Source organism: Halarcobacter bivalviorum, from assembly GCF_003346815.1.
Classification (GTDB): Bacteria; Campylobacterota; Campylobacteria; order Campylobacterales; family Arcobacteraceae; genus Halarcobacter; species Halarcobacter bivalviorum.
The window spans coordinates 24,221-47,555 of record NZ_CP031217.1; the positions used below are offsets into that span (position 1 = coordinate 24,221).

Sequence of the window (23,335 nt, forward strand, 5' to 3'; positions counted from 1 at the left end):
TAAAAATTTATTATTTAGTTTAAATACAAAATATATTTGTTAAAATAAATTACTTTATATCAAGGATTTCGTCTTGAAGCTATGGAAAATATTATTCATTCTTTGTTTTACAAGCCTTCTTTTTGCAGAAAATCAAAAAAAAATTATTTATCTAACACCTGATTTATCAATTCCTTTTTGGCAAATTATAAGTAAAGGGGTTGAAGAAAGTGCAAAAAAGTTAAATTATGACTTTAGTGTATATAGTGCAGGAAATAGTGCAAAACAAGAATTAATTAATACAATGAAAGCAATTAAATCAAAACCTTCTGCTATCGTAATTTCTCCTACAAACTCTTCAAATTGTGTTACAGTTTTAAATTTAATAAATAAAGCAGAAATACCTGTAGTTATAGCTGATGTAGGTACTGATTCAGGAGAATATCTCTCTTATATTTCTTCTGATAATTATCATGGAGCTTATAAATTAGGGCATGCATTAACTTCATTTATGAAAAAAATGAAAATTGAAAATAGCAGTGTAGGAATTATTGCAATTCCACAAAAAAGATCAAATGGAAAATTAAGAACAACAGGTTTTATGAAAGCTTTAAATGAAGTAGGTATAAAAAGTGCAGATATGAGGCAACAAATTGATTTTTCTTTTGATGAAACTTATAAATATACTAAAGACTTAATCTCTTTAAACCCTAATATGAAGGTTCTTTGGTTACAAGGTTCAGATAAATATGGAGGTGCTTTAAAAGCAATAGAAGAATCAAAAAAAGAGATTTATCTTATAACTTTTGATGCTGAACCAGAGTTTTTAGAGCTTATACCAAAAAATATAATAGTTGCAGCAGGAATGCAACAACCTTTTTTAATGGGAGAAAAAGCAGTTCAGATTTTAGATTCTCATTTAAAAGGTAAAAAAGTTGATAGTCATATTGAACTACCAATATTAGCTGTGACAAAAGAAAATATAGAAAGAAAACTACCTTTGATAAAAAGAAATGTATTAGGAATAATTAATGAAACAAAATAGAGTTTCAATTTATTTTATTCTTTTTATAATCATTACCTTAACTGTGATGTTTGTAGTTGGTTTGTATTCAAGTTACAAATATATATCTACAAAGAAAACAATGATTGATGATGTTAAATATAAATCTTCAATAACTCTTTCAAAATTAAACAACAATATTAAAGATTTTATTCTTTCATATTCAGCATATGAATACAATAATTTAATTTTTAATGAGATGAATAATCAAAATGTAATTGCAATAATTGTTAATGACTACAAAATGGCAGAAATCACAGGGGATAAAAGCTTTTTTAGTGGAAAAATTAGAGATGAAAGAGGTCTAATTATTGATTATAATGGAGACAGTAAATCCCATAGAGAGCTTATTTCAAATAGTTCATATAGTAGTGAATTATATATTTTTGATGATGTAGGCAATCAAATTGGTAAAATCATTATGTATAACTCAGATAAAGAGATTAAGAAGAAACTTAGTGAAATCATTGAAGATAATATAAAAAATGTGATTTTCTTATCAATTTTTATGACAATTTTTCTATTTATTGCTATTAGATATTTCCTATTAAAATATATTTTTAATATTGTAAAAGAGTTAGAAAATAGAAATGAAGATGGAATTCCTTTAAAGTTTTTAAGTACAGATGGACCAAAAGAGATTTCTAATTTAAGTAAAACAATAAATGAAATGATTGAATCAATTAAAGCTTCAAATACCCAATTAAATGAATTAAAAGAGAGACTTCTTCTCGCTTGGGATGGAGTAAATGATGGTATTTGGGACTGGAATATCAAAAAAGATGAAGCTTATTTCTCTAAAAACTGGAAAAGTATTATAGGTTATGAAGAGGATGAATTAGAAAATAGCCCTAAATCTTTTTTTGACCATATTCATGAAGATGATAGAGAATTAATAAAAAATCATTTAGAAAAGCATTTTCAAAATCCTGAAAAGAATCCATACTCTTTAGAAGTGAGATTAAGATGTAAAGATGGTTCTTATAAATGGGTTCTTACGAGGGGTAAAGCTTCTTTAGATGAAAATCATAATCCTACAAGAATGGTTGGTTCTCACACTGATATTACAGCGAGAAAAGAGTTTGAAAGAGTTCTTGAAGAGCAAAAAGAGCAGTTTGAAACTATTTTTAATTACTCTAAAGATGGTTTAGCGATTTTAGATTTACAGAGTAATTTCTTAGAATTTAATGATTCATATTTAAATATGACAGGCTTTACAAGAGAAGAGCTTCTTACAAAATCTTGTATTGGACTTTCTATGCCTGAAGATATAGAAAGTGCAAAAAAAGTTATGAGTGAAGTTCTAGAAAATGGTTCTTTAGTAAATTTTGAAAAAGCTTGCGTAGTAAAAGATGAAAAGATTATTATTACAAATATGTCTTTGGCTTTATTGCCTGATAAAAAAAGAATTATTATTAGTGCCAAAGATGTTACAGATAGAAAATTAATAGAGTCTCAATCAAAACTAGCCTCTATGGGGGAGATGATTGGTAATATTGCACATCAATGGAGACAACCTTTGAGTGCTATTTCTACAATAGCAAGTGGGATTAAAGTTAGAAGTGAATTTGGTGCAATTACAACGCAAGATGAGATTTTATCTGATATGGATACTATAATTGAGCAAACCCAATATCTTTCAAAAACTATTGATGATTTTAGAAACTTTATTAGAGAAGGGGAGCGGAAAAGTGATATCTTTATTTCAACAGTAATTGATAAAACTTTCTCTATCTTAAACTCTACAATTGTAAATAACAATATCAATGTAATAATAAATAAAAATGATGATATTAAAATTGATGGTTATGAAAATGAACTTATTCAAGCTTTTATAAACATAATAAATAATGCAAAAGATGCTTTAAAAGAGGTTGAAAATGATGATGACAAACTTCTTTTTATTGATACTAAAGTTATAAAAGATGAATTTATAATTAGTATTAAAGATAGTGCAGGTGGTATAAATGAGGATATTCTTGATAAGATTTTTGAGCCTTATTTTACTACAAAACATAAGAGTGTAGGTACGGGAATAGGGCTATCAATGGTTTATCAGATAATTACAGACCATCATAATGCTAAAATAAAAGCTTTTAATGAATCATATAAATATAATGGAAAAGTATATAAAGGAGCAAGGTTTGATATAGTCTTTAAAATAGACTAATTATCAAACTCTTTATATATCTCTTTATTTTTTGAATAGATTTTATATATTATTCCTTTGTAACTAAACTCTAAATAGTTTGCTTGTAGCCAAAGTCTAAAAGAACCACTTTTTTCAAATCTTTTTTCTTCACTAAGAGTTTTATTTAAATAGGCTTCAGCTATTTCATCATCTATCCCATAAATTGGATCTCCTAATATAGTGTGACCAATTGAGTGTAAATGTATTCTTATTTGATGTTGTCTGCCTGTAATAGGAGTTACTTCTACTAAACTTAGGTCTCTTTTCTCATTATATTTTAAAGGCTTTAACATGGTAATAGACTCTTTACCTTCCTCTTTTGAGCAAGTAGCCATTTTAACACCAATTGCTTTTCCTTCTTTTTTAAGATTCTTATCTATTGTTATTTCATCTTCTATTTTTCCTCTAACAATTGCAAGATAAGATTTTTTATACTCTTTTTTTTCAAACATAATTGCTAAAGAGTTTGTAACTTTTTCATTTTTACCTACTAAAACTAAACCTGAAGTCTCTGCATCTATTCTATGTGCTTGGTTTGCTTTTTCTCCTAAATGGAATCTAATTTCATCTAAAAGTGAATATTCTGTCTTTTTTGAAATAGGGTGTATCATTAAGTTTGAAGGTTTGTCAAAGATAGCAAAATCTTCAAATGTAACAAGTGGTTTTAAGCCTCTTGTATGCCCCTCAAAAACAGCTATATAAATAAAATCTTCTTCAATAATTTGAGACATTTTATAAGCTACTTTATTACTATTAAATATTCTACCTCGACTTAGCATACGGTTCGATATTTTGGGGTTTAGCGTTAAATCTTGTATTAAAGCAATTTGTATTTTCTTACCCTTAGCGACTGAAAATTTTTTTAAAATAAATGGCAAGATGTGTTCCTAAAAATTAAGTAAAATTTTAGCCAAAAAATATACAAAAATTAATGTAGAATTTGGTCTAAGTTTGATACTATATCATACTTAATTTAACAAAGAAATTTTATAAATTTTTAGAAATACAGATAATAAGGGATTAGTAAATGGTTGAAAGGTATGCCAGAGAAGAAATGAGTAAACACTGGACTCAACATGCAAGATATGCTGCATGGCTTGAGGTTGAAAAAGCAGCAGTTAAAGCATGGAATAAATTAGGTCTTATCCCTGATGAAGATTGTAAAAAAATTGTTAACAATGCTACTTTTTCAGTAGAAAGAATTGAAGAGATTGAAGCTGTAACAAAACACGATTTAATTGCATTTAATACAAGTGTTGCTGAGTCACTTGGAAAAGAGTCAAGATGGTTTCACTATGGTATGACTTCTTCAGATGCGGTTGATACAGGTGTTGCTTTACAAATGAGAGACTCTTTAAAAATTATTATTGACGATGTAAAAATGTTAATGGAATCTATTGAAAAAAGAGCACAAGAACACAAATTTACACTTATGGTAGGAAGAAGCCATGGTATTCATGGTGAGCCTATTACATTTGGTTTAACTTTAGCTGTTTGGTATGATGAAGTAGCAAGACATCTTAAAAATCTTGAAGAGACTATGGAAGTAATTTCTGTAGGTCAAATCTCTGGAGCTATGGGTAACTTTGCACATGCACCACTTGAACTAGAAGAGTTAGCAATGGCTGAATTAGGATTAAAACCTGAGCCTTGTTCAAACCAAGTTGTTCATAGAGATAGATATGCAAGATTAGCAACTGCTTTAGCATTACTTGCTTCTTCAGTAGAAAAATTTGCAGTACAAGTAAGACACTTACAAAGAACAGAAGTATATGAAGCTGAAGAGTATTTTGCTAAAGGACAAAAAGGTTCTTCTGCAATGCCTCACAAAAGAAATCCTATTTTAACTGAAAATATTACAGGATTAGCTAGAACTATTAGAGCATATGCAGCTCCTGCAATGGAAAATGTTGCTCTATGGCATGAAAGAGATATTTCTCACTCATCAAATGAAAGATTCTGGTTACCAGATGCATTTATTACAACTGACTTCATGCTTCACAGAATGAACAATGTAATCGCAAACTTAACAGTAATGCCAGAAAATATGATGAAAAATCTTAACCTAACTGGTGGATTAGTATTCTCTCAAAGAGTATTACTAGAATTGCCAAAAGCTGGTGTAAGTAGAGAAGATGCATATAGAATTGTACAAAGAAATGCAATGAAAGTTTGGGAAGAGATTCAACAAGGTAAGCCAACTGTAAATGAAAATGGTGAATCTTTATATCTTGGTCATTTATTAGCTGATGATGAGTTAAGAGCTAAGTTAAGTGAAGAGCAAATTAGAGAGTGTTTCAACTACGAATACTACACAAAAAATGTAGATGCAATTTTCAACAGAGTTTTTCTCAAAGAGAGTGCTAAGTAGCACAAGAAAAAATAAATAATTTATATCGAAAAAGGCAAGCAATATGGCAATTATGATTGAAAAAAGAAATGGGAGAAAAGAGGTTTTAGATATTACTAAAATCCAAAAGATGACAATCGATGCAACTAAGGATTTAGACGGAGTATCTCAATCTGAGTTAGAACTTGATGCTCAAATCAAGTTTGTAGATGGAATGAGTTCTGCAGATATTCAAGATGCACTGATTAAAACAGCAGTAGAAAAAATTGATATAGATGTTCCTCATTGGACATTTGTTGCTGCTAGATTATTTTTATTTGACCTTTATCATAGAGTTGGAAAAGTAACTCATGGTATTAAAGGTGAGCCGTATTGCCATTTAAGAGATTACTTAAGATATGGAAAAGAAGCTGGTAGACTAATCCCTAGTCTTGGAGAAGGTTTTGATTTAGATGAGCTAAATGATTATATTGACCCTGATAGAGATTACTTATTTAACTATTTAGGTATTAAAACTTTATATGATAGATATTTAATCAAAAATAGAAATGGTGACCCAATAGAACTTCCTCAGCAAATGTTTATGGCAATTGCTATGTTCTTAGCTCAAAATGAAGAGAATAAACAAGAAAAAGCAAAAGAGTTTTATGATGTAGTATCTAAGTTTGAAGTTATGCTTGCAACTCCAACACTATCTAATGCTAGAACAAATAGACATCAGCTATCATCTTGTTATATTGGTTCAAGTCCAGATAATATTGAAGGTATTTTTGATGGATATAAAGAGATGGCACTACTATCTAAATATGGTGGTGGTATTGGTTGGGATTGGAACCAAATCAGAGCTTTAGGTGGAATGATTGATGGTCATAAAAGTGCTGCTGGTGGAACAGTTCCTTTCCTTAAAATCACAAATGATATTGCGATTGCAGTTGACCAGTTAGGTACTAGAAAAGGTGCAATTGCTGTATATGTTGAGCCTTGGCATATGGATATTTCTGACTTCATTGACCTTAAGAAAAATTCAGGTGAAGAAAGAAGAAGAGCGCACGATTTATTCCCTTCTTTATGGATTACAGATTTATTTATGGAAAGAATCTTAGCTGATGCTCATTGGACTTTATTTGACCCACATGAAGTAAAAGATTTATCTGAACTACATGGAGATGCTTTCAAAAAAAGATATGAAGAGTATGAAAATGATGATTCTATTACTAAAGAGAAAATCAAAGCAAAAGATTTATGGAAAAAAATCTTAACTTCATATTTTGAATCAGGAAGTCCATTCCTTTGTTTTAAAGATAATGCAAATAGAGCAAATCCAAATGGTCACGTAGGTCATATTAGGTCTTCAAACCTTTGTACAGAGATTTTCCAAAATACAAACCCTAATCACTACAAGATTAAATTAGAGTTTGAAGATGGAACAATTGAAACATACGAAGAAGAAGATATTGTTTTAGTAGATGGTGGACAAGAAAAAAGAGCAAATAAAGTAACTGCACTTGACTCTATCAATGGTAAAAAAGTATTTATAGTTGAAAAAGAGAAGATTGATGGAGATACAGCTGTATGTAACTTAGCTTCTGTAAACTTATCTAGAATCTTTACAAAAGAGGATATTGAAAGAGTTGTTCCTATTGCAATTAGAATGCTTGATAATGTAATTGACCTTAACTTCTATCCATTAAGAAAAGTAAAAGCAACAAACCTAAAATCAAGATCTATTGGTCTTGGAGTTATGGGTGAGTCTCAAATGCTTGCAGAAAATAAAGTTATGTGGGGAAGTACAGAGCACTTTAAAAAGATTGATTTAATTATGGAAGCAATCTCTTATAATGCTATTAAAGCTTCATCTGAACTTGCAGTAGAAAAAGGTATTTATCCTACATTTGAGGGTTCTAACTGGTCAAAAGGAATTATGCCTCATGACCATGCACCTCAAGCTGTAAATGCACTTGTAGATAAAGATTTATTTGATACTTCTTATGATTGGGATGCTCTAAGAGAGCAAGTAAAAGCAAATGGTATGAGAAATGGTTACTTAATGGCTATTGCTCCTACTTCATCTATTTCAATTCTTGTGGGAACAACACAAGCTATTGAACCAGTATATAAAAGAAAATGGTTTGAAGAGAACTTATCAGGACTTATTCCTGTTGTTGTACCAAATCTTAGCCCTGAAACTTGGGTTTATTATAAACCAGCATATGAAGTAGATCAAATTGATATTATTAAAGCTGCTGCTGTTAGACAAAAATGGATAGACCAAGGGCAAAGTACAAATATCTTTATGAGTTTAGAAAAAGCAAGTGGTAGATATTTACATGAAATTTATACTACTGCTTGGAAGCTAGGACTTAAATCAACTTATTATTTAAGATCTCAATCTCCTGAAGCTTCAAATGATGTTGAGGACAGAAGTATGGAGTGTGCAGGTTGTCAATAAGATAACCTTACACTTTTTGTATACAAAAGTCTAAGATTAAAATATAAAATGTTAAAAACATAGAGGAAAGATAAAAGTGGGAAGAAAAACGATATATAATCCAGATTCTAAAGAAACACTTAACGAAAGAAGAATTTTTGGTGGAAATCCTGATGGGATGATTAACTTCACTAAGATGAAGTATCAATGGGCTTTAAACCTTTGGGATACAATGGAAGCAAATACTTGGTTCCCTAAAGAAGTACAAATGACTGGTGATGCTAAGGATTATAAATACCTAAGCCCAGCAGAAAAAAGAATGTATGATTTAGTATTATCTCAATTAATTTTTATGGATTCATTACAGACAAACAACTTAATGGATAATATTAACCCATATATTACTGTTCCTGAGATTAATGCTTGTTTATCAAGACAATCTTATGAAGAGGCAAACCACTCAAAATCATATGCAGTTATGGTTGAGTCTATCTCTGATAATACAGATGAGATTTATGATAAGTGGAAAACTGATGAAAAATTAAGAGAAAAAAACAATTATATTGCAGATGTATATCATAATTTAGCAGGTGATATTACTGATGAGAAGATTGTTTTAGCAATGTTTGCTAACCAAATCTTAGAAGGTCTATATTTCTATGCAGGATTTGCTGCAATGTATGCTCTTGGAAAATCAGGAAAAATGCTTGGTTCTTCTCAAATGATTAGATTTATTCAAAGAGATGAAGTAACTCACTTACTTCTTTTCCAAAACATGATTAATTCTACAAGAAAAGAGAGACCTGACCTTTTTACCCCTGAATTAGAAAAGACTGTAAGAGCAATGTTTAGAAAGGCTGTAGATCTTGAAGCATCTTGGGGTGGATATATTACTCAAGGACAAATTCTAGGGTTTACAGATGCAATTATTACGCAATATATTCAATATCTTGCAGATAGAAGACTTGAAGCAGTTGGATATGCTCCTGAGTATAATGTGAAGCATCCTATTCCTTGGGTTGATGGATATGCAAGTTTTAATGACCAGAGAACTAACTTCTTTGAGGGTAACGTAGTAAACTACTCAAAAGGTTCGATAGACTTCGACGACTTCTAGAATTTTCTCTTTTACATAAATTCTGCGTTTTTGCAAAAATTATGACAGTCATTTACTTCGAGTAAACTCCTGCCATAATTTTTACTGCAGGCCTTGAATTGAAAGTAAAATAGTAAATTCTTGACAGTAAAGTCATAAAAATCAGTAAATAAATAAAAAGGGAGTTGAATGATTATTTTAGTAAATAATAAGAAGTAAATACACATTTAAATATTTTGAAAACTTTAAATGTGTACTCTATTTTTTTAGCACAAGAATACTAACACAAACTGCTTTCAAATTTTATTAAATGTAATACTTTCTCAATTTTTTCAAGAATAGGTAATAAAAGTTTAAATTAAAATAATTAATTTAGCTTTTTACAACACTAAATCCAAATATTAGGAGAACTAAGTATGGATAGATTAATTTCAAAAGAAATTAGAAATGATGAAACAGATGTATTAAAACTATTAACAATATATGCAAAGAATCAAGGGAGTAAAAGTCCTGAGAAATTATATATGGTTTATACAAAATTGGTTTATAAAACATTAGATATTGAAAGTGGGCTAAGAGGACACTTTACTTCTTCTCAGTTGTCAATAATAGCTACATTAGAAATAATGATTGCTCAAACAGTAATTGAATTAATGAAAGAAAATATTCATTATAAAATCATTTATCAGTTAGTAAAAAAGAAATTACAACAGTTTGTTGGTTTAATTACAGTTAAGGAAATTTATTCAACAAATAAAAAGCTTTATAGTTTTAATTTGGCTTCATAGAAATCCCAGCCTTTGTTAAAGCCGAGTGTTTTAGAATAATTTTTGGTAAAGAACGAGTATGTCTGAATAAAAAGAGTGATAAACTCACTCTTTTTATGAGTTACGCAGTTCAAAAAATCATGATAAAACAAGAGGGTAGTCGTTAGACCTTTGACAACTTGGCTGGTTGCTTTTGGCGATACCTTTTTCAATAAAAAGGTATCATACTTTTTCTTCTTTTTTCAACAAAAAAGTATCATCTTCTTGTAATCTAAATGAAACCAATCCCCAATAAAATTATTCATATAAAGACAAAAAGGGGAAGTCATGGCATTAAAATATGAAAGCTCAATTCTATTTTTTGGTTTATCAACAGCATACTACACATCAGCAGTATTAACATATTTTTTAATTTATTAAAGCATCAATATCTTCAATCTTTGAAGGTTTAGCAAGGTAAAAACCTTGAAAAAGCTTACACCCAAGTTCTATTAAGAATTTGTAATGCTCTTTTGTTTCAACACCTTCTGCAACAACTTCAAGATTAAGTGATTCAGCAAGTAATAAAATACTTTTTACAATAGCTACGTCATTTTTATTGTTTAAAATATTGTTTACAAATACTCTATCTATCTTCACTTGATTTAAAGGTAGATTTCTTAGGTATTGTAAAGAAGAGTAACCAGTACCAAAATCATCTAAAGAGATTTGAACCCCTATCTCTCTAAGTTTTGTCATTTTACTAATCACTAAATCTATATCTTTTACTAAAATAGATTCTGTGAGTTCTAGTTTTAATCTATTTGCTTTTATCTCATACATATGAATATATTTTTTAACTATATCTACAAAATCATCTTGAGAAAACTCTTTTGCACTAATATTAATAGCAATTATCCAACTTGAACTTTTTGGCTCTTTTTGCCAGATATTTAGTTGCATACAGGCATTTTTTATAACCCAAGTAGTAATAGGTATTATTAAGCCTGTTTTTTCTGCAATTGAAATAAATTTATCAGGAGATAAAATGCCTTGAGTAGGGTGAATCCATCTAATCAATGCTTCTGCACCAAATATCTCATTTTTATGATTATACTGTAGTTGATAATAAAGCTCAAACTGATTGCGTTTTATTGCTTTTGAAAGTTGTGAATAAGTATCTAAATGTGTTTGTGCAAGATTTTTAGCTTGTTCATCAAAGAATGAAAAATGTTGTTCATTTTTTTTAGCTAAATGAAGAGCTGTATCTGCTTCTTTAAATAATTCATTTGCATCTAAGGCTTTGTTATTATATAAAGCAATTCCAATAAAAGGTAGAGGATTAATAGCTTTATTTTCATAATAGATAGGTTCTGAGATTTTAGTTATAAGAAACTCTGCTAAAGATTTTGCTTCAATAGAGGCTTTATCTTTTGTTTGTGCAATATTTGAAAACCAAATGATAAATTCATCAGCTCCAATTCTTGCAATTAAATTTGCTTCAGTAAAACTCTCTTTTAACTTTTTTGTAATAGTTTGAAGAATAGAGTCTCCTGCACTATGTCCATAAGCTTCATTTATAAGTTTGAAATCTTTTAAATCTAAGCATAAAATAGTACCCCAGTTTTTTTGTTTTTCTTCATCTAAATATTTTTGAATATTGTTTATTAATAATTTTTTATTTGCAAGTCCAGTCAAGGAATCATATTGTTCTAAATATTCAACTTTTGCTTCAGTCTCTTTTTGAAGTGTTAAGTCAATAAATGAGCCTACATAATAAATTACTTTTCCATTATCATCTAGTACAGTTTGAATTGTCAGATATTCTGGATATATAGTTCCATCTTTATGCTTGTTATAAAGCTCTCCTGACCAATATTTATATTTTTCAAGGGTTTTCCTCATCTTTTTATAAAAGCTCTTATTTTGTACATTAGATTTAAGTATAGAGGGTGTTTTTCCTATAACTTCTTCTTTTGCATATCCTGTTATTTTACAGAAGGCTCTATTAACTTGTAAAATTATTCTATCTTTGTTTGTGATTACCATTCCACTTTTTGTTTCAAATGCAGCAGCTGCGATTTTTTCTGCTTCTTGAGAATTTTCTATTCTTTTGAGCATATAGTTTACTTCATCATAAAGTTTTCCGAACTCATTATCTTCTCTTGTAGTAATTTTATGTTTTAATGAGTCTATATAATCAATCTTATTTAAAAAGTTTACAAGCTTTAAAATAGGTTGAGTAAATTTTTTTGCAAAAAAGTTGGCTAGTAAAAAAGAGAATACTAAAAGAGCAATAGAAAAAACAAAAAGAATAAAAATATCTCTTTTTATCATATCCCAGATAGTATCAACTTTAAAATTTAATTCAATATAACCTAAATGTGTATCTTGATAATCTGCATGAATAAAGAGTTTAAAAATACTTTTATTAAAGTTATTTTCATTTTTAAAATCAGTTTGAAGTTCTTTTACTTCAAAGCTTTTATCATCTTTACTATATTGAAAAATAGGTTCTCCATCTAGCTTATAAAGAACCATAGAGTTCAGATTGTCAAAGGATTTTAATCCACTTGTTATATCTGCGGCAATAGCAATATCTTTTAATAAGATTAGTTTTGCAATATCTTGGCTTAAGACATCTCCCACTGTTTTAGATAGATTTATTGCTCTTTCATGTTGAGAACTTAAATTCCAATAGATAAAAGAAGAATAACCAATAATAACAGTTACAGAAGTTACAAATAAAATAATAAATGTCAATCGAGTCTTTATAGACCCTCTATAATGCCTTCTTGTCATATTATTTTATTTTGAAGGGTTATCTATTGGAAGAATATCATCATTTCCCCACTCAATCCATGAGCCATCATAAACTGATACTTGATAACCTAATTCTTGTAATACTATATAATTCAATGCAGCTTCTGCTCCACCATCACAATATAAAATTATCTCTTTGTTAAGAGGGATATCTTTATAAATAGTTTTTAATTCATTTAAATCTTTGATTTTATTTCCATTACTTGTTACTTGATAATTTTGAGTACAAGCATAATTTTGTGCTGTTGGAATATGTCCAAATCTTTTTGCAATAGACTCTTTCCCTAAATAATGAGACTCTTTTCTTCCATCAATAATTGTTTTTTTGCCAATTGAAAGTAGGGTACTTAATTTTGTTTGAATTTTTGAATTATCTACTCTTGGTATAAAATTACTTTTTTGAGGAGTGAAAACTTCATTTGATAGTGGAATTTTATTTTCATCCCAATTTTTATAACCAACATTTAAAATACCAATATTCGTATGTCCTAAAATTTCAAGTATCCAGTATAATCTTGCTGACCAAATAAAACTACCATCATCATAAGCAAGAACAAGTGAATCTTTTGAAACACCAGCTTCACTAAATAGTTTTTTCAAGGTTTCAATATTTGGCATAAAATAGTTTTTTGCAAATAAGTTTTCTAATGCAGGAATATTTACTGCATTTTTGATGTGGTCTATTTTATAACTTTTTTCATCCCTTAAATCAATAATTACTAAATTTGGATTTTTAATATTATCTTGAAGCCATTTTACATTAACAATTGAGGGTATTTCTTTTTCTAATGTTTCTGTTGTTGAAGCAAAAATAAGGTTTATAAAAATAAGTGGCAATATAAGTAGTTTCTTTATCATAAGAGACTCCTTTAGTAATCTAAGAGTTTAATATTGCCATAAAATTAATTAAAAATTATAAATTAATTAATTATTTAAAGATAAATTAAGTATTTAGGTCAAATTTATAACCAATCCCTTTTATATTAATAATTGAATCTTTACCTAATATTTTTCGTAAATTTTTAATATAAGTTCTAATAGTAGTATCAGTTGGTGTTTCATCATAAACCCAGTTATTTAGCGCTATCTCTTCAATAGATACAGCTTTATTTGAGTGTTTTAAAAGATATTCAAATACTTTTGCTTCTGTTTTTGAGAGTTGAGTATGCTTTTCTTTTATAGAAATGATTTTTGAAGCATAACTATATAAAATAGAGTCATTAATTTTTTCTATCTCTTGAGAGTCTATTTTTCTTAGTCTTTTTATATTATCAATTCGAAGTTTTAGTTCACTTAGATGAAAAGGTTTTCTTATATAATCATCAGCTCCCACATTAAAGCCAGTTTCCATATCTTTTGTTGTGTGAAGAGAAGTTATAAAGATTGTTGGAATATCCATAGAGTTTTCTTTTATATTTTTTAGTAAATCAAAGCCATTTATAGAAGGAACATTCACATCTAGAATAAGTAAATCAAAGTGTTGTTCAAAAATAAGTTCATAAGCTTCTTGTCCATCATATGTAGATATAACTTCATACTTTAGCTCTTCTAAAAACTCTTCAATAATTTCATGTAATAAAGTATCATCTTCAAGTAGTAATATTTTCATTTTTTAACTCCCTGACAAAAGTATATAAACTACACGTGTAAGTTATGTGGAAAATGTTATAATCAAATTTCAAAAGGAGTATACCATAGATTTAACAAGAAGTGAAAAAGTAACCTTTATTAGATTTTTATCATTATATTTAGGAGCTTCCTTTATTTTATTACTCTTATTATCACTATTATATTATCAAAATGAAAAAACACTTCATTTGGATTTAGCTAAAACAAAAATGGAGAATATCTCTTCTCAAATTTCTTCAAAAATCATTTTTGCTCATATGATGGATAGAGAGTTAGATATTGATGAATATTTACAAATGCAAGGTTATGAAATAGCTTTCTATGATAAAGATGGGAATAAAATTTTAGGTAATTCTACTGGAAAGACAAAACTAGAAAAAGGTTTTTATCAAGATAATAATAGTTATGTTCTTGTTGATAACTCTACTTTTGGACATCTAGGAGTTTTTTATATAGTTATAAAAGAGAAACTTTTTATTACCCTTGTTGAAAATATTAAAAGCAAAATATTAATAGTATTTTTAATCATCTACTCTTTAATTTCTATTGTTGGCTATTTTTTAGCAAAACTCTTTATTAAACCTATAAAAGATGAAAGAGAAAAGTTAAATAACTTTATTAAAGATACAACCCATGAATTAAATACTCCAATTAGTGCTATTTTAATGTCATCAGAGAGTAAAGAACTTACTTCAAAGCAGTTAGAAAGAGTTAAATTAGCAGTTCATAGAATTTCTGAGATTTATAGTGACTTAACATATATCTTTTTAGAAGAGAAAGATGAAAATAGAGTAATCTCAGAACTTGAATTAAAAGCTGTGATTGAAGAGCAATTAAACTATTTTGAGGTAATAGCACAAAAAAAGAAAATTAATATCTCTTTAGACCTTGAAGAGCTTAGATATAAAATAGATAAAAATGATTTTATAAGACTTTTCAATAATATTCTTTCAAATGCAATAAAATATAATAAAAAAGAAGGAAAAGTCTCTATTCTTTTAAAAGATAAAACTTTGAGTATTAAAGATACGGGAATAGGTATTGAGAAGAAAAAAGTTGATGATATTTTTAATAGATATTATCGTGCTACAACAGAGCAAGGTGGCTTTGGAATAGGGCTAAATATTGTTCAAAACATTTGTAAAGCCTATAATATAACTTTCAAAGTTGATTCCCAGTTGAAAAAGGGTACGACCTTTACTTTCACTTTTTAATTTCCACACACACTCCATAAATAATAACTACACTTCTTGAAACTTATTCAAGGAGAAAACATGAAACTATTGAAAATATTTTCAATAATAGCACTTTTAATAGGTGTTTTAAATGCCCAGCCAATTGATTTAACAGGTTCAAAAAATGGTTATGATATTACACTAAAATCAGAAAAGTCTTTAGTTGTAGGAGATAACTATTTTTATGTAACTTTAGCAAAAGATGGGCAAGCAGTTACTGATGCAAAAGTAAAAGCTAAATTTTTTATGCCAGAGATGCCAGGAATGCCATATATGGAATATGAAGGGAAGGCACAATTAGTTGATGGAAAATATAAACTATTAATCAACTTATCAATGAGTGGTACATGGCAGTATCATCTAATGTTTAAAACTGCTGATGGAAAAGTTCATAAAATTAGATCAAGTGTGAATTTATAATGATTAAGCAATCTCTTATTCTCATCCTTTTTTCAAGTCTCATTTTTGCGAAGAGTATAGATAAAGTTGTAGATGAAGCTTTAATAAAAAATAGTTCTTTACAAGCAATGGAACAAACTATTGCCTCTGCAAAAGAGCAAATTGATTTAGCTTCAAAATGGGAAAATCCTGTATTGAGTTTAGGTGCTACTGATATTCAATTTGATGATATTTCAAAAAGAGATTTAGAAGCAATGCAAGCTCAATTTATAGGTTTAACTCAAACTATCCCTTTGGGTGAGAAAAAAGAGATTGAACAAGATATTGCAAGAAATGATTATGAGCTTTCAAAGCTTTTATTAGAAGATAAAAAACTTGAATTAAGAGCAAAAATCTATGAGTATATTTATAATATAAAATTACTTGATGAAAGAATAGCTCTTTTTTCAGAGTTAAAACAAAATGTTAATGAACTACAAAAACTTTTAGAAGAGTTTTATAAATATAATAAAGCTAGTCAAATTGATATTATAAAAGTTCAAACCTTATATGTAGAATTAGATATAAGTGAAAGAAAACTTATTAATACTCAAACTACAATGAAATTAAAATTAGAACAACTTACATATTCAAGTTATAAAGATATTGATATTAGTACAGAGTTAGAAGAGATTGTTTTAGAAAAAAATTTCGATAATCATCCAAAACTTTTACAAATAAAAAAGAATATAGAGAAGTTTGATAATACTTCACTATATGAAAAAGAGAAAAAAAATTCAGATATTAAATTATCAGTAAACTATTTTCAAAGAGATAGTAAATATGAAGACTATCTAAATGTTAGTGTTGCAATTCCACTTTCTGTTTATGGAAGTGAAGATATAAAAGCAAAAAAAGCAAAACTAAAAGCAAATGAGTTTAAAAATCTTTTAGAAGATTCAAAACTACAATTTAAAAATCAAATTAGTATTTTACAAGATAATATTAATAATGCACTATATTCATATGAAAAATTAAATGAAAGCATTATTCCAAAATACAATCAAATTCAAAGAACACTTGAAAGTTATAATAGATTTTCATCTTTAAAGCAAATTGATTCAAAACAGCTGATTAGAAATCTTAATGAATTAATCAACTATAAATTAAAAGCAATTGATGAAAAACAGACATATTTTACAAATTTTTCAAATTCTATATATTTTACAAAGGTTAAAAAATGAAAAAGTATCTACTAGGTCTATTTTTAGGGGCTTCTTTACTAAGTGCCGAAATTCTTGAAGTAAAGCAGTTGTTCAATAAAAAGCTTACCCAAGTGCAAAAAGAGCAAATAGGGCCTTTAAAAAGCTTTTATGGGCGTCTTACTTTTGATGAGTCAGAAATTTATGATGTAGTTAGTAGATTTGATGGATATATAACAAAATTAGATGCTAATAAGCTTTATTCAACTGCAAAAAAAGATGAAGCACTTTTTTCAATCTATTCAGATGAAGTTAGTTCAATAATTCAAGAGATTAATATTGCAAAGAAATTTAATGAGAGTTTAGTAAAAAGTAATGTAAGTAAACTAAAAGCTTTAGCAGTTGACGACAAAGAGATAAAAAGAATTATAGAAGCAAAAAAATTTATAAAAGATATTGCATTCTATTCTCCTTATGATTCAATAGTTATAAAAAAAGAGATAAACAATGGAAGTTTTGTGAAAAAAGGAAGTCTTTTACTTCAATTAGCCTCTTTAAAAAAACTGTGGGTAATAGCAAGTGTATATCAAAAGGATTTATCTTTTGTAAAAAAAGGTATGAAAGCAAAAATATATGTTGATGGTTTTGATGAAGCAATAACTTCAACAGTTGATTATATCTATCCTACAGTAGATGAAACAACTAAGAGTGTAGATGTTAGATTTATTATTGATAATAAAGATTTAAAGTACTCTGCAAATATGTTTGCTAAAGTAGATATCAAGCAAGTGGATAAAGAGATTTTAACACTTCCAAAAACTGCTGTTCTACAAAAAGGTGCTAAACATTATGTTTTTCAATATCTATCAGAGACAGAATATGAGCCTATTGAAGTTATAGCAAAAAGAATTTCATCAAATAAATATCAAATTCTTGAAGGCTTAGAAGAGAATCAAAGAGTAATAAACAATGCACTGTTTTTACTTGATTCAGATGCAATCACAAATGGACTTTATAGTTCAAGTGATGATGACAACTGGTAAGAGTAGGGTTATTTATGGTTGAGTTAATTATTTCACAAAGTATAAAAAATAAATTCTTAGTAATCTTTACAATGATTCTATTAGCTTTTGGTTCAATTTGGGCTATAAAAAACACAAGCTTAGATGCACTTCCTGACCTTTCACCTCCTCAAGTGATTGTACAAGTTAAATGGGCAGGACAAAGTCCAACAACTATAGAAGAACAGGTTTCTTATCCTCTTATTTCAAATCTTATGAGTCTTCCAAATATTGAGACAGTAAGAGCAATGAGTTCTTTTCAAAATGCACTTATTTATGTGATTTTTAAAGATGGTACAGACCTTTATGATTCAAGAAATAGAATATTAGAACAACTTTCTCAATTACAAGGAAGTTTTCCAACAGGTGTAGATGTAGCAATTGGTCCAGATGCAACAGGTGTTGGTTGGGCTTATCAGTATGCTTTAAAATCAGATACAAAATCACTTGAAGAATTAAGAACTTTACAAGACTATTATTATAAGTTTGCACTTTTAGGAGTAGATGGAGTTAGTGAAATTGCTTCAATTGGTGGATTTATCAAAAACTATGAAATCACAATTGACCAAAATAAAATGGTGCAATATGATGTTTCAATTGAGGATTTAAAAAAAGCAATAGAATCAAATAATGATGAAAAAGGTGGACGAATTATTTTAGAAAATGGTTTTGAACATATGATTCAAGCAAAAGGTTTTCTAAAAACAGTTGAAGATATTGAAAATATTACAGTTAAAACATTTAATTCAATACCACTTATGATAAAAGACATAGCAACTGTTAATATCACTTCTACAAATAGAAGAGGAATGGCAGATTTAAATGGACAAGGTGAAACAGTTGGTGGAATTGTAGTTGTACGTTATGGTGAAAATCCTTATTCTGTAATTAAAAGAGTTAAAGCAAAACTAGAGACTTTAAAAATAGATGATATAGAAGTTGTTGAAGTTTATGATAGAAGTTCTCTTATTGATAAGGCAATTGATACTTTGAAAAATACTCTTATTGAAGAGTCAATTATAGTTATGATTATAGTGGCTCTGTTTTTATTTCACTTTAGATCAGCACTAATTATTATTATAACTTTACCACTTACAGTTATGATTACTTTTTTATTAATGAAGTTTTTTAACTTAGGCTCAAATATTATGAGTTTAGGAGGTATTGCAATTGCAATTGGAGCAATGGTAGATGCAACTATTGTAATGGTTGAAAATGCCCACAAACATCTTCAAGGAAAAGAGAATATCTCAAATAAAGAACGAATTGATATTATAATCAAGTCTTCAAAACAAGTAGGGCGACCAATCTTTTTTGCACTGGTTTTAGTAGTAGTATCTTTTTTACCTATTTTTGCTCTTACTGGACAAGAAGGAAGATTGTTTACTCCTTTAGCTTTCACAAAAACATTTGCAATGATAGCAGGAGCAATTCTTTCTATTACTCTTGTTCCTATTTTAATGATTTATTTTATAAAAGGAAAAATTCTTAGTGAAGATAAAAATATTTTAAATAAATTTTTTATCAAACTCTATTCTCCTATTTTAAAACTATCACTTAAAGTCAGATATGTTGTAGTTGCTTTCTTTTTAGTTGTTTTAGCTCTTTCATATCCAGTTTATAAAAAATTAAATTGGGAATTTATGCCTATGATGAATGAGCATACTTTTATGTATATGCCTGTAACTCCATATGGAATAGGAATAGATTTAGCAAAAGAGTTAACTCAAAAAACAAATATGATATTAAAGTCTTTCCCTGAAGTAGATACAGTATTTGGTAAAGCAGGGCGTGCAGATACAGCAACAGATCCAGCTCCTTTAGCAATGATTGAAACAATAATTACCTTTAAACCAGAAAATGAGTGGAGAGAAGGGATGACATATAAAAAGCTTATGAAAGAGATGGATGAAAAATTAAGAGTTGCAGGACTTATTAACTCTTGGACTTATCCAATTCGTGGAAGAATTGATATGCTTCTTACTGGAATTAGAACACCTCTTGGAATTAAGCTTTATGGAGATAATCATCAACAACTAGAAGATACAGCATTAGAGTTTGAGAAAAGACTTAAAAAGCTTGATTCAACTCTTTCAGTTTCTACAGATAAAATCAATTCAGGATATTATCTAAATATAAACCTTGAGGAAGAGATGTTATCAAGATATGGAATTACAAAAAATGAGATTCTTTCAACTATCTCTTTAGGAGTAGCTGGTTCAAAAATCTCAACACTATTTGATGGTTTAGAAAGATACCCAATCTCTTTAAGATTTGAAACAACACAAAGAGAAGATATTAATTCGTTAAATAATCTTCAAGTAAAAACAAAACTTGGCTTTCAGCCTTTAGAGATGTTTGCAAAACTAGAGTATGAAGAGGGTCCTTCTGTAATAAAATCAGAAAAAGCTTTAAATGTAAACTTTATTTATATTACTCCAAAAAGTGAAATTTCATCTAAACAATATAAAGACGAAGCAAAAGAGATTTTAAAAGACATGAAACTTCCTGAAGGCTTTTATTATGAGTGGGCAGGGCAGAGTGAATATTTAGAATCAGCAATGCAGAAATTAAGTTTTATTATTCCAATAACTTTTGTTTTAATTTTTATACTTATATATTTCGCACTTAAAAATATTACTTATACAATGATAATATTTTTTACGCTACCTTTTGCTTTAACTGGTGGAATATTTTATTTAGATTTTCTAAATTTTAATATTTCAATTGCAGTTATTGTTGGTTTCTTAGCTCTTTTAGGAGTTGCAGCAGAAACTTCTATTGTAATGCTTGTATATTTACATGAAGCAATGAAAGAGTTACAAGAAAAGTGTGAAGAACCAGATAGTACACATATCTTTCATGCAATATATAAAGGTGCTGTATTAAGATTAAGACCTAAGCTTATGACTTTGTTTGCAATTTTAGGTGGACTAATTCCAATTATGTATATTGATGGTGTAGGAAGTGAAGTAATGCAAAGAATTGCTGCTCCTATGATTGGAGGAATGACTTCTTCTGCAATTCTTACCTTAGTTATTATCCCTGCAATATTTTATATATTAGCAATAAAAAGAAAAGGGAAAATGGCTGAAATTGATATTTCTCATTAAAGGTGTAGTTATCACACGATAACTACACAAAAGATATGTAAAATATCTTTACAGTTTTAGCAAATATAGTGAAACCTGACTTACACATAAACATAATATAACCAAACAACCAGCAAAGAGACTTCTCCTTAAGATTGGGTTTCACTATATAACTGTAAGTTTTGATTTTATATTATTGTAGTTTTTTTTTATTTGAGATGAGAGAAGACTAGAATTGTCTTCTTGGTCTCTCTTCTCTTGGTTTTGCTTCGTTAACTCTTAAAGTTCTACCTTCGCAATCGTTACCATTTAATTTTTCAATAGCCTCTGCACCAGATGCAGCATCTGCCATTTCAACAAATCCGAAACCTTTAGATCTTCCAGTTTCTCTATCTACGATTACTTTTGCACTTTTAACTTCACCGAATTCAGCGAAAACCTTTTCTAATTCACTATCATTCATTCTATATGATAGATTTCCAACATAAATGTTCATTACTTTTAATCCTTTATTTAAGTAAGTAATATTATGCCTTATTTACAATAAATATGCAAGATTTTTTTAATCCTCTTTGCCAAAATTTGCATTTATTGCATTATTTATTCTTGTTTTTGTCTCTTCAAACCCTAAAATTGCCATAATATCATATACTGAAGGTGCTTGTGTTCCTCCTGTAAGAGCAATTCTAATTGGTTGGAAAAGTTGAGGGAATTTTAATTCAAATTCTTCAATAAATGGTTTTGTGATTAATTCATAATCACAAGCTAAATGTAGAGAATTTTTATTTTCTTCTAAAAGTTGAACATAACTCTCTAATACTTTAATTGTATTTTCTTTTACAAATTTTTTAGAACCCTTTGCTTCATACTCAGTTGGAACATCTAAAATTACAGAAATTGCTTCTTTTAACTCAACTAATGTTTGAGCTCTCTCTTTACATAAATCTAATAGCATCTCTTTTTTATCATGACCTTCAAGATGACAATCAAAAAATTCTAACTCTTTTGCTAATCTCTCATTTGATACATTTTTAATATAATGAGCATTTAGCCATAAAAGTTTTTCTTCATTATATGATGAAGCAGATTTATTAATATTTGTTGGATCAAATAATTCAAGCATCTCTTTCATTGAAAAAATTTCTTGGTCTTTATTTGACCATCCAAGTCTAACAAGAAAGTTTAATAAAGCTTCTGGAAGGTATCCTCTTCTTTTATATTCCATTACATCCATAGCACCATCTCTTTTAGATAGTTTTTTACCAGAGGGGTTATTAATCATTGGAACATGATAAAACTTTGGAACATCAAATCCTAATGCTTCATAAATTACAATTTGTTTTGGAGTATTTGTTAAGTGATCATCTCCTCTAATTACATCTGTCATTCCCATTAGAGCATCATCAATTGCAACAACAAAGTTATAAGTAGGCATTCCATTTGACCTAGCAATTACAAAGTCGTCAACTTCAGAACAATCAAAATTCATAATTGATTTAACACCATCAATAAAAGTTATTACACCATCACTTGGAGCTTTAATTCTAACTACTGGCTCAACACCTTCAGGAATAGCAGGAAGAGTTTTTCCCTCTTCAGGTCTCCATGTTCCGTCATACCTAGGAGTTTGTTTATTAGCCATTTGCTCTTCTCTTAAAGCATCAAGCTCTTCTTTACTCATATAACAGTTGTATGCTTTACCTTCATCTAAAAGTTGTTGAATATATTTTTTATAGATATCCACTCTTTTTGATTGATATTCTACTTCACCATCATAAGATAATCCAACCCAATCGAAAGCTTCAATTATTGCTTTCATTGCATCTTCATTATTTCTTTGAGTATCAGTATCTTCAATTCTTAATCTGAATTCTCCATTTGTTTTTCTTGCCCAAAGATAACTATAAAGTGCAGTTCTTAAACCACCAATATGTAAATATCCAGTTGGACTTGGAGCAAATCTTGTAATTGCCATTTGATTATTCCTTATCTTTATTCTTATAACTTTTAAAAAAACCAATCGCAGAGAATATTGCAACTGCTGCAATAAATATTAGCATTG

Annotated in this window: 17 protein-coding genes; 11 read left to right on the forward strand and 6 right to left on the reverse strand. The window is 28.4% G+C overall.

Annotation, left to right across the window (positions count from 1 at the left end; translation table 11 throughout):
- The first annotated feature begins 73 nt into the window (after positions 1-73).
- Both ABIV_RS00125 and ABIV_RS00130 read left to right on the forward strand, forming a co-directional pair.
- On the forward strand, positions 74-1,024 hold the full coding sequence (locus tag ABIV_RS00125) for a substrate-binding domain-containing protein (protein WP_228254314.1): 951 nt from the start codon (positions 74-76) through the stop codon (positions 1,022-1,024).
- Positions 1,011-3,212, forward strand: a complete 2,202-nt coding sequence (locus ABIV_RS00130) for a sensor histidine kinase (RefSeq protein ID WP_114837965.1) — start codon at positions 1,011-1,013, stop codon at positions 3,210-3,212. Before ABIV_RS00125 ends, ABIV_RS00130 begins: the two co-directional genes overlap by 14 nt.
- Here ABIV_RS00130 and ABIV_RS00135 read toward each other — a convergent pair.
- The gene (locus ABIV_RS00135) at positions 3,209-3,964 is read right to left on the reverse strand and encodes an RluA family pseudouridine synthase (protein WP_228254315.1); all 756 of its coding nucleotides are present in this window, start codon (positions 3,962-3,964) and stop codon (positions 3,209-3,211) included. The genes ABIV_RS00130 and ABIV_RS00135 overlap by 4 nt on opposite strands.
- A 296-nt stretch (positions 3,965-4,260) precedes the next feature.
- Here ABIV_RS00135 and purB point away from each other — a divergent pair, with 296 nt between their 5' ends.
- The 4 genes from purB (at position 4,261) to ABIV_RS00155 (ending at position 9,895) form a co-directional block, all read left to right on the forward strand.
- Complete coding sequence (purB, locus tag ABIV_RS00140) at positions 4,261-5,604, forward strand: adenylosuccinate lyase (protein ID WP_114837967.1); 1,344 nt, start codon at positions 4,261-4,263, stop codon at positions 5,602-5,604.
- A gap of 49 nt (positions 5,605-5,653) precedes the next feature.
- The gene (locus ABIV_RS00145) at positions 5,654-8,032 is read left to right on the forward strand and encodes a ribonucleoside-diphosphate reductase subunit alpha (RefSeq protein WP_228254348.1); all 2,379 of its coding nucleotides are present in this window, start codon (positions 5,654-5,656) and stop codon (positions 8,030-8,032) included.
- 76 nt (positions 8,033-8,108) lie between these two features.
- Complete coding sequence (locus ABIV_RS00150; RefSeq protein WP_114837969.1) at positions 8,109-9,128, forward strand: ribonucleotide-diphosphate reductase subunit beta; 1,020 nt, start codon at positions 8,109-8,111, stop codon at positions 9,126-9,128.
- 395 nt (positions 9,129-9,523) lie between these two features.
- Positions 9,524-9,895 (forward strand): hypothetical protein, encoded by a 372-nt coding sequence (locus ABIV_RS00155; RefSeq protein WP_114837970.1) that lies wholly within the window; start codon positions 9,524-9,526, stop codon positions 9,893-9,895.
- A gap of 387 nt (positions 9,896-10,282) precedes the next feature.
- Here the strand turns inward: ABIV_RS00155 and ABIV_RS00160 are convergent, their stop codons facing one another.
- From ABIV_RS00160 to ABIV_RS00170, 3 genes are all read right to left on the reverse strand, one after another.
- Entirely contained in the window at positions 10,283-12,616 is a 2,334-nt protein-coding gene (locus ABIV_RS00160) for an EAL domain-containing protein (protein WP_162917958.1), read from the reverse strand.
- Between the two features lie 45 nt (positions 12,617-12,661).
- Entirely contained in the window at positions 12,662-13,534 is an 873-nt protein-coding gene (locus ABIV_RS00165; RefSeq protein ID WP_114837972.1) for a sulfurtransferase, read from the reverse strand.
- Between the two features lie 85 nt (positions 13,535-13,619).
- Entirely contained in the window at positions 13,620-14,285 is a 666-nt protein-coding gene (locus tag ABIV_RS00170) for a response regulator transcription factor (RefSeq protein WP_114837973.1), read from the reverse strand.
- A 46-nt stretch (positions 14,286-14,331) separates the two neighbouring features.
- On the opposite strand from ABIV_RS00170, the gene ABIV_RS00175 reads away from it, so the two are divergent.
- The 5 genes from ABIV_RS00175 to ABIV_RS00195 are packed head-to-tail and all read left to right on the forward strand — an operon-like array spanning position 14,332 to position 21,294.
- Positions 14,332-15,519, forward strand: coding sequence for a sensor histidine kinase (locus ABIV_RS00175; RefSeq protein WP_205526937.1), 1,188 nt, complete (start codon positions 14,332-14,334; stop codon positions 15,517-15,519).
- Between the two features lie 60 nt (positions 15,520-15,579).
- On the forward strand, positions 15,580-15,960 hold the full coding sequence (locus tag ABIV_RS00180) for a FixH family protein (RefSeq protein WP_114837974.1): 381 nt from the start codon (positions 15,580-15,582) through the stop codon (positions 15,958-15,960).
- Positions 15,960-17,162, forward strand: a complete 1,203-nt coding sequence (locus tag ABIV_RS00185; RefSeq protein ID WP_114837975.1) for a TolC family protein — start codon at positions 15,960-15,962, stop codon at positions 17,160-17,162. Before ABIV_RS00180 ends, ABIV_RS00185 begins: the two co-directional genes overlap by 1 nt.
- A complete protein-coding gene (locus ABIV_RS00190) occupies positions 17,159-18,163 on the forward strand; it encodes an efflux RND transporter periplasmic adaptor subunit (RefSeq protein WP_114837976.1) in 1,005 nt (334 codons plus the stop codon). Before ABIV_RS00185 ends, ABIV_RS00190 begins: the two co-directional genes overlap by 4 nt.
- Before the next feature lie 14 nt (positions 18,164-18,177).
- Positions 18,178-21,294 carry an efflux RND transporter permease subunit gene (locus ABIV_RS00195; RefSeq protein ID WP_114837977.1) on the forward strand — a complete coding sequence of 1,039 codons (3,117 nt, stop codon included), beginning with the start codon at positions 18,178-18,180 and terminating at the stop codon, positions 21,292-21,294.
- Positions 21,295-21,502: 208 nt separating this feature from the next.
- Here ABIV_RS00195 and ABIV_RS00200 read toward each other — a convergent pair whose 3' ends face one another.
- Positions 21,503-21,769, reverse strand: a complete 267-nt coding sequence (locus ABIV_RS00200; protein WP_114837978.1) for an RNA recognition motif domain-containing protein — start codon at positions 21,767-21,769, stop codon at positions 21,503-21,505.
- A 66-nt stretch (positions 21,770-21,835) separates the two neighbouring features.
- Positions 21,836-23,248 (reverse strand): glutamate--tRNA ligase, encoded by a 1,413-nt coding sequence (gene gltX, locus ABIV_RS00205; protein WP_114837979.1) that lies wholly within the window; start codon positions 23,246-23,248, stop codon positions 21,836-21,838.
- Between the last annotated feature and the right edge of the window lie 87 nt (positions 23,249-23,335).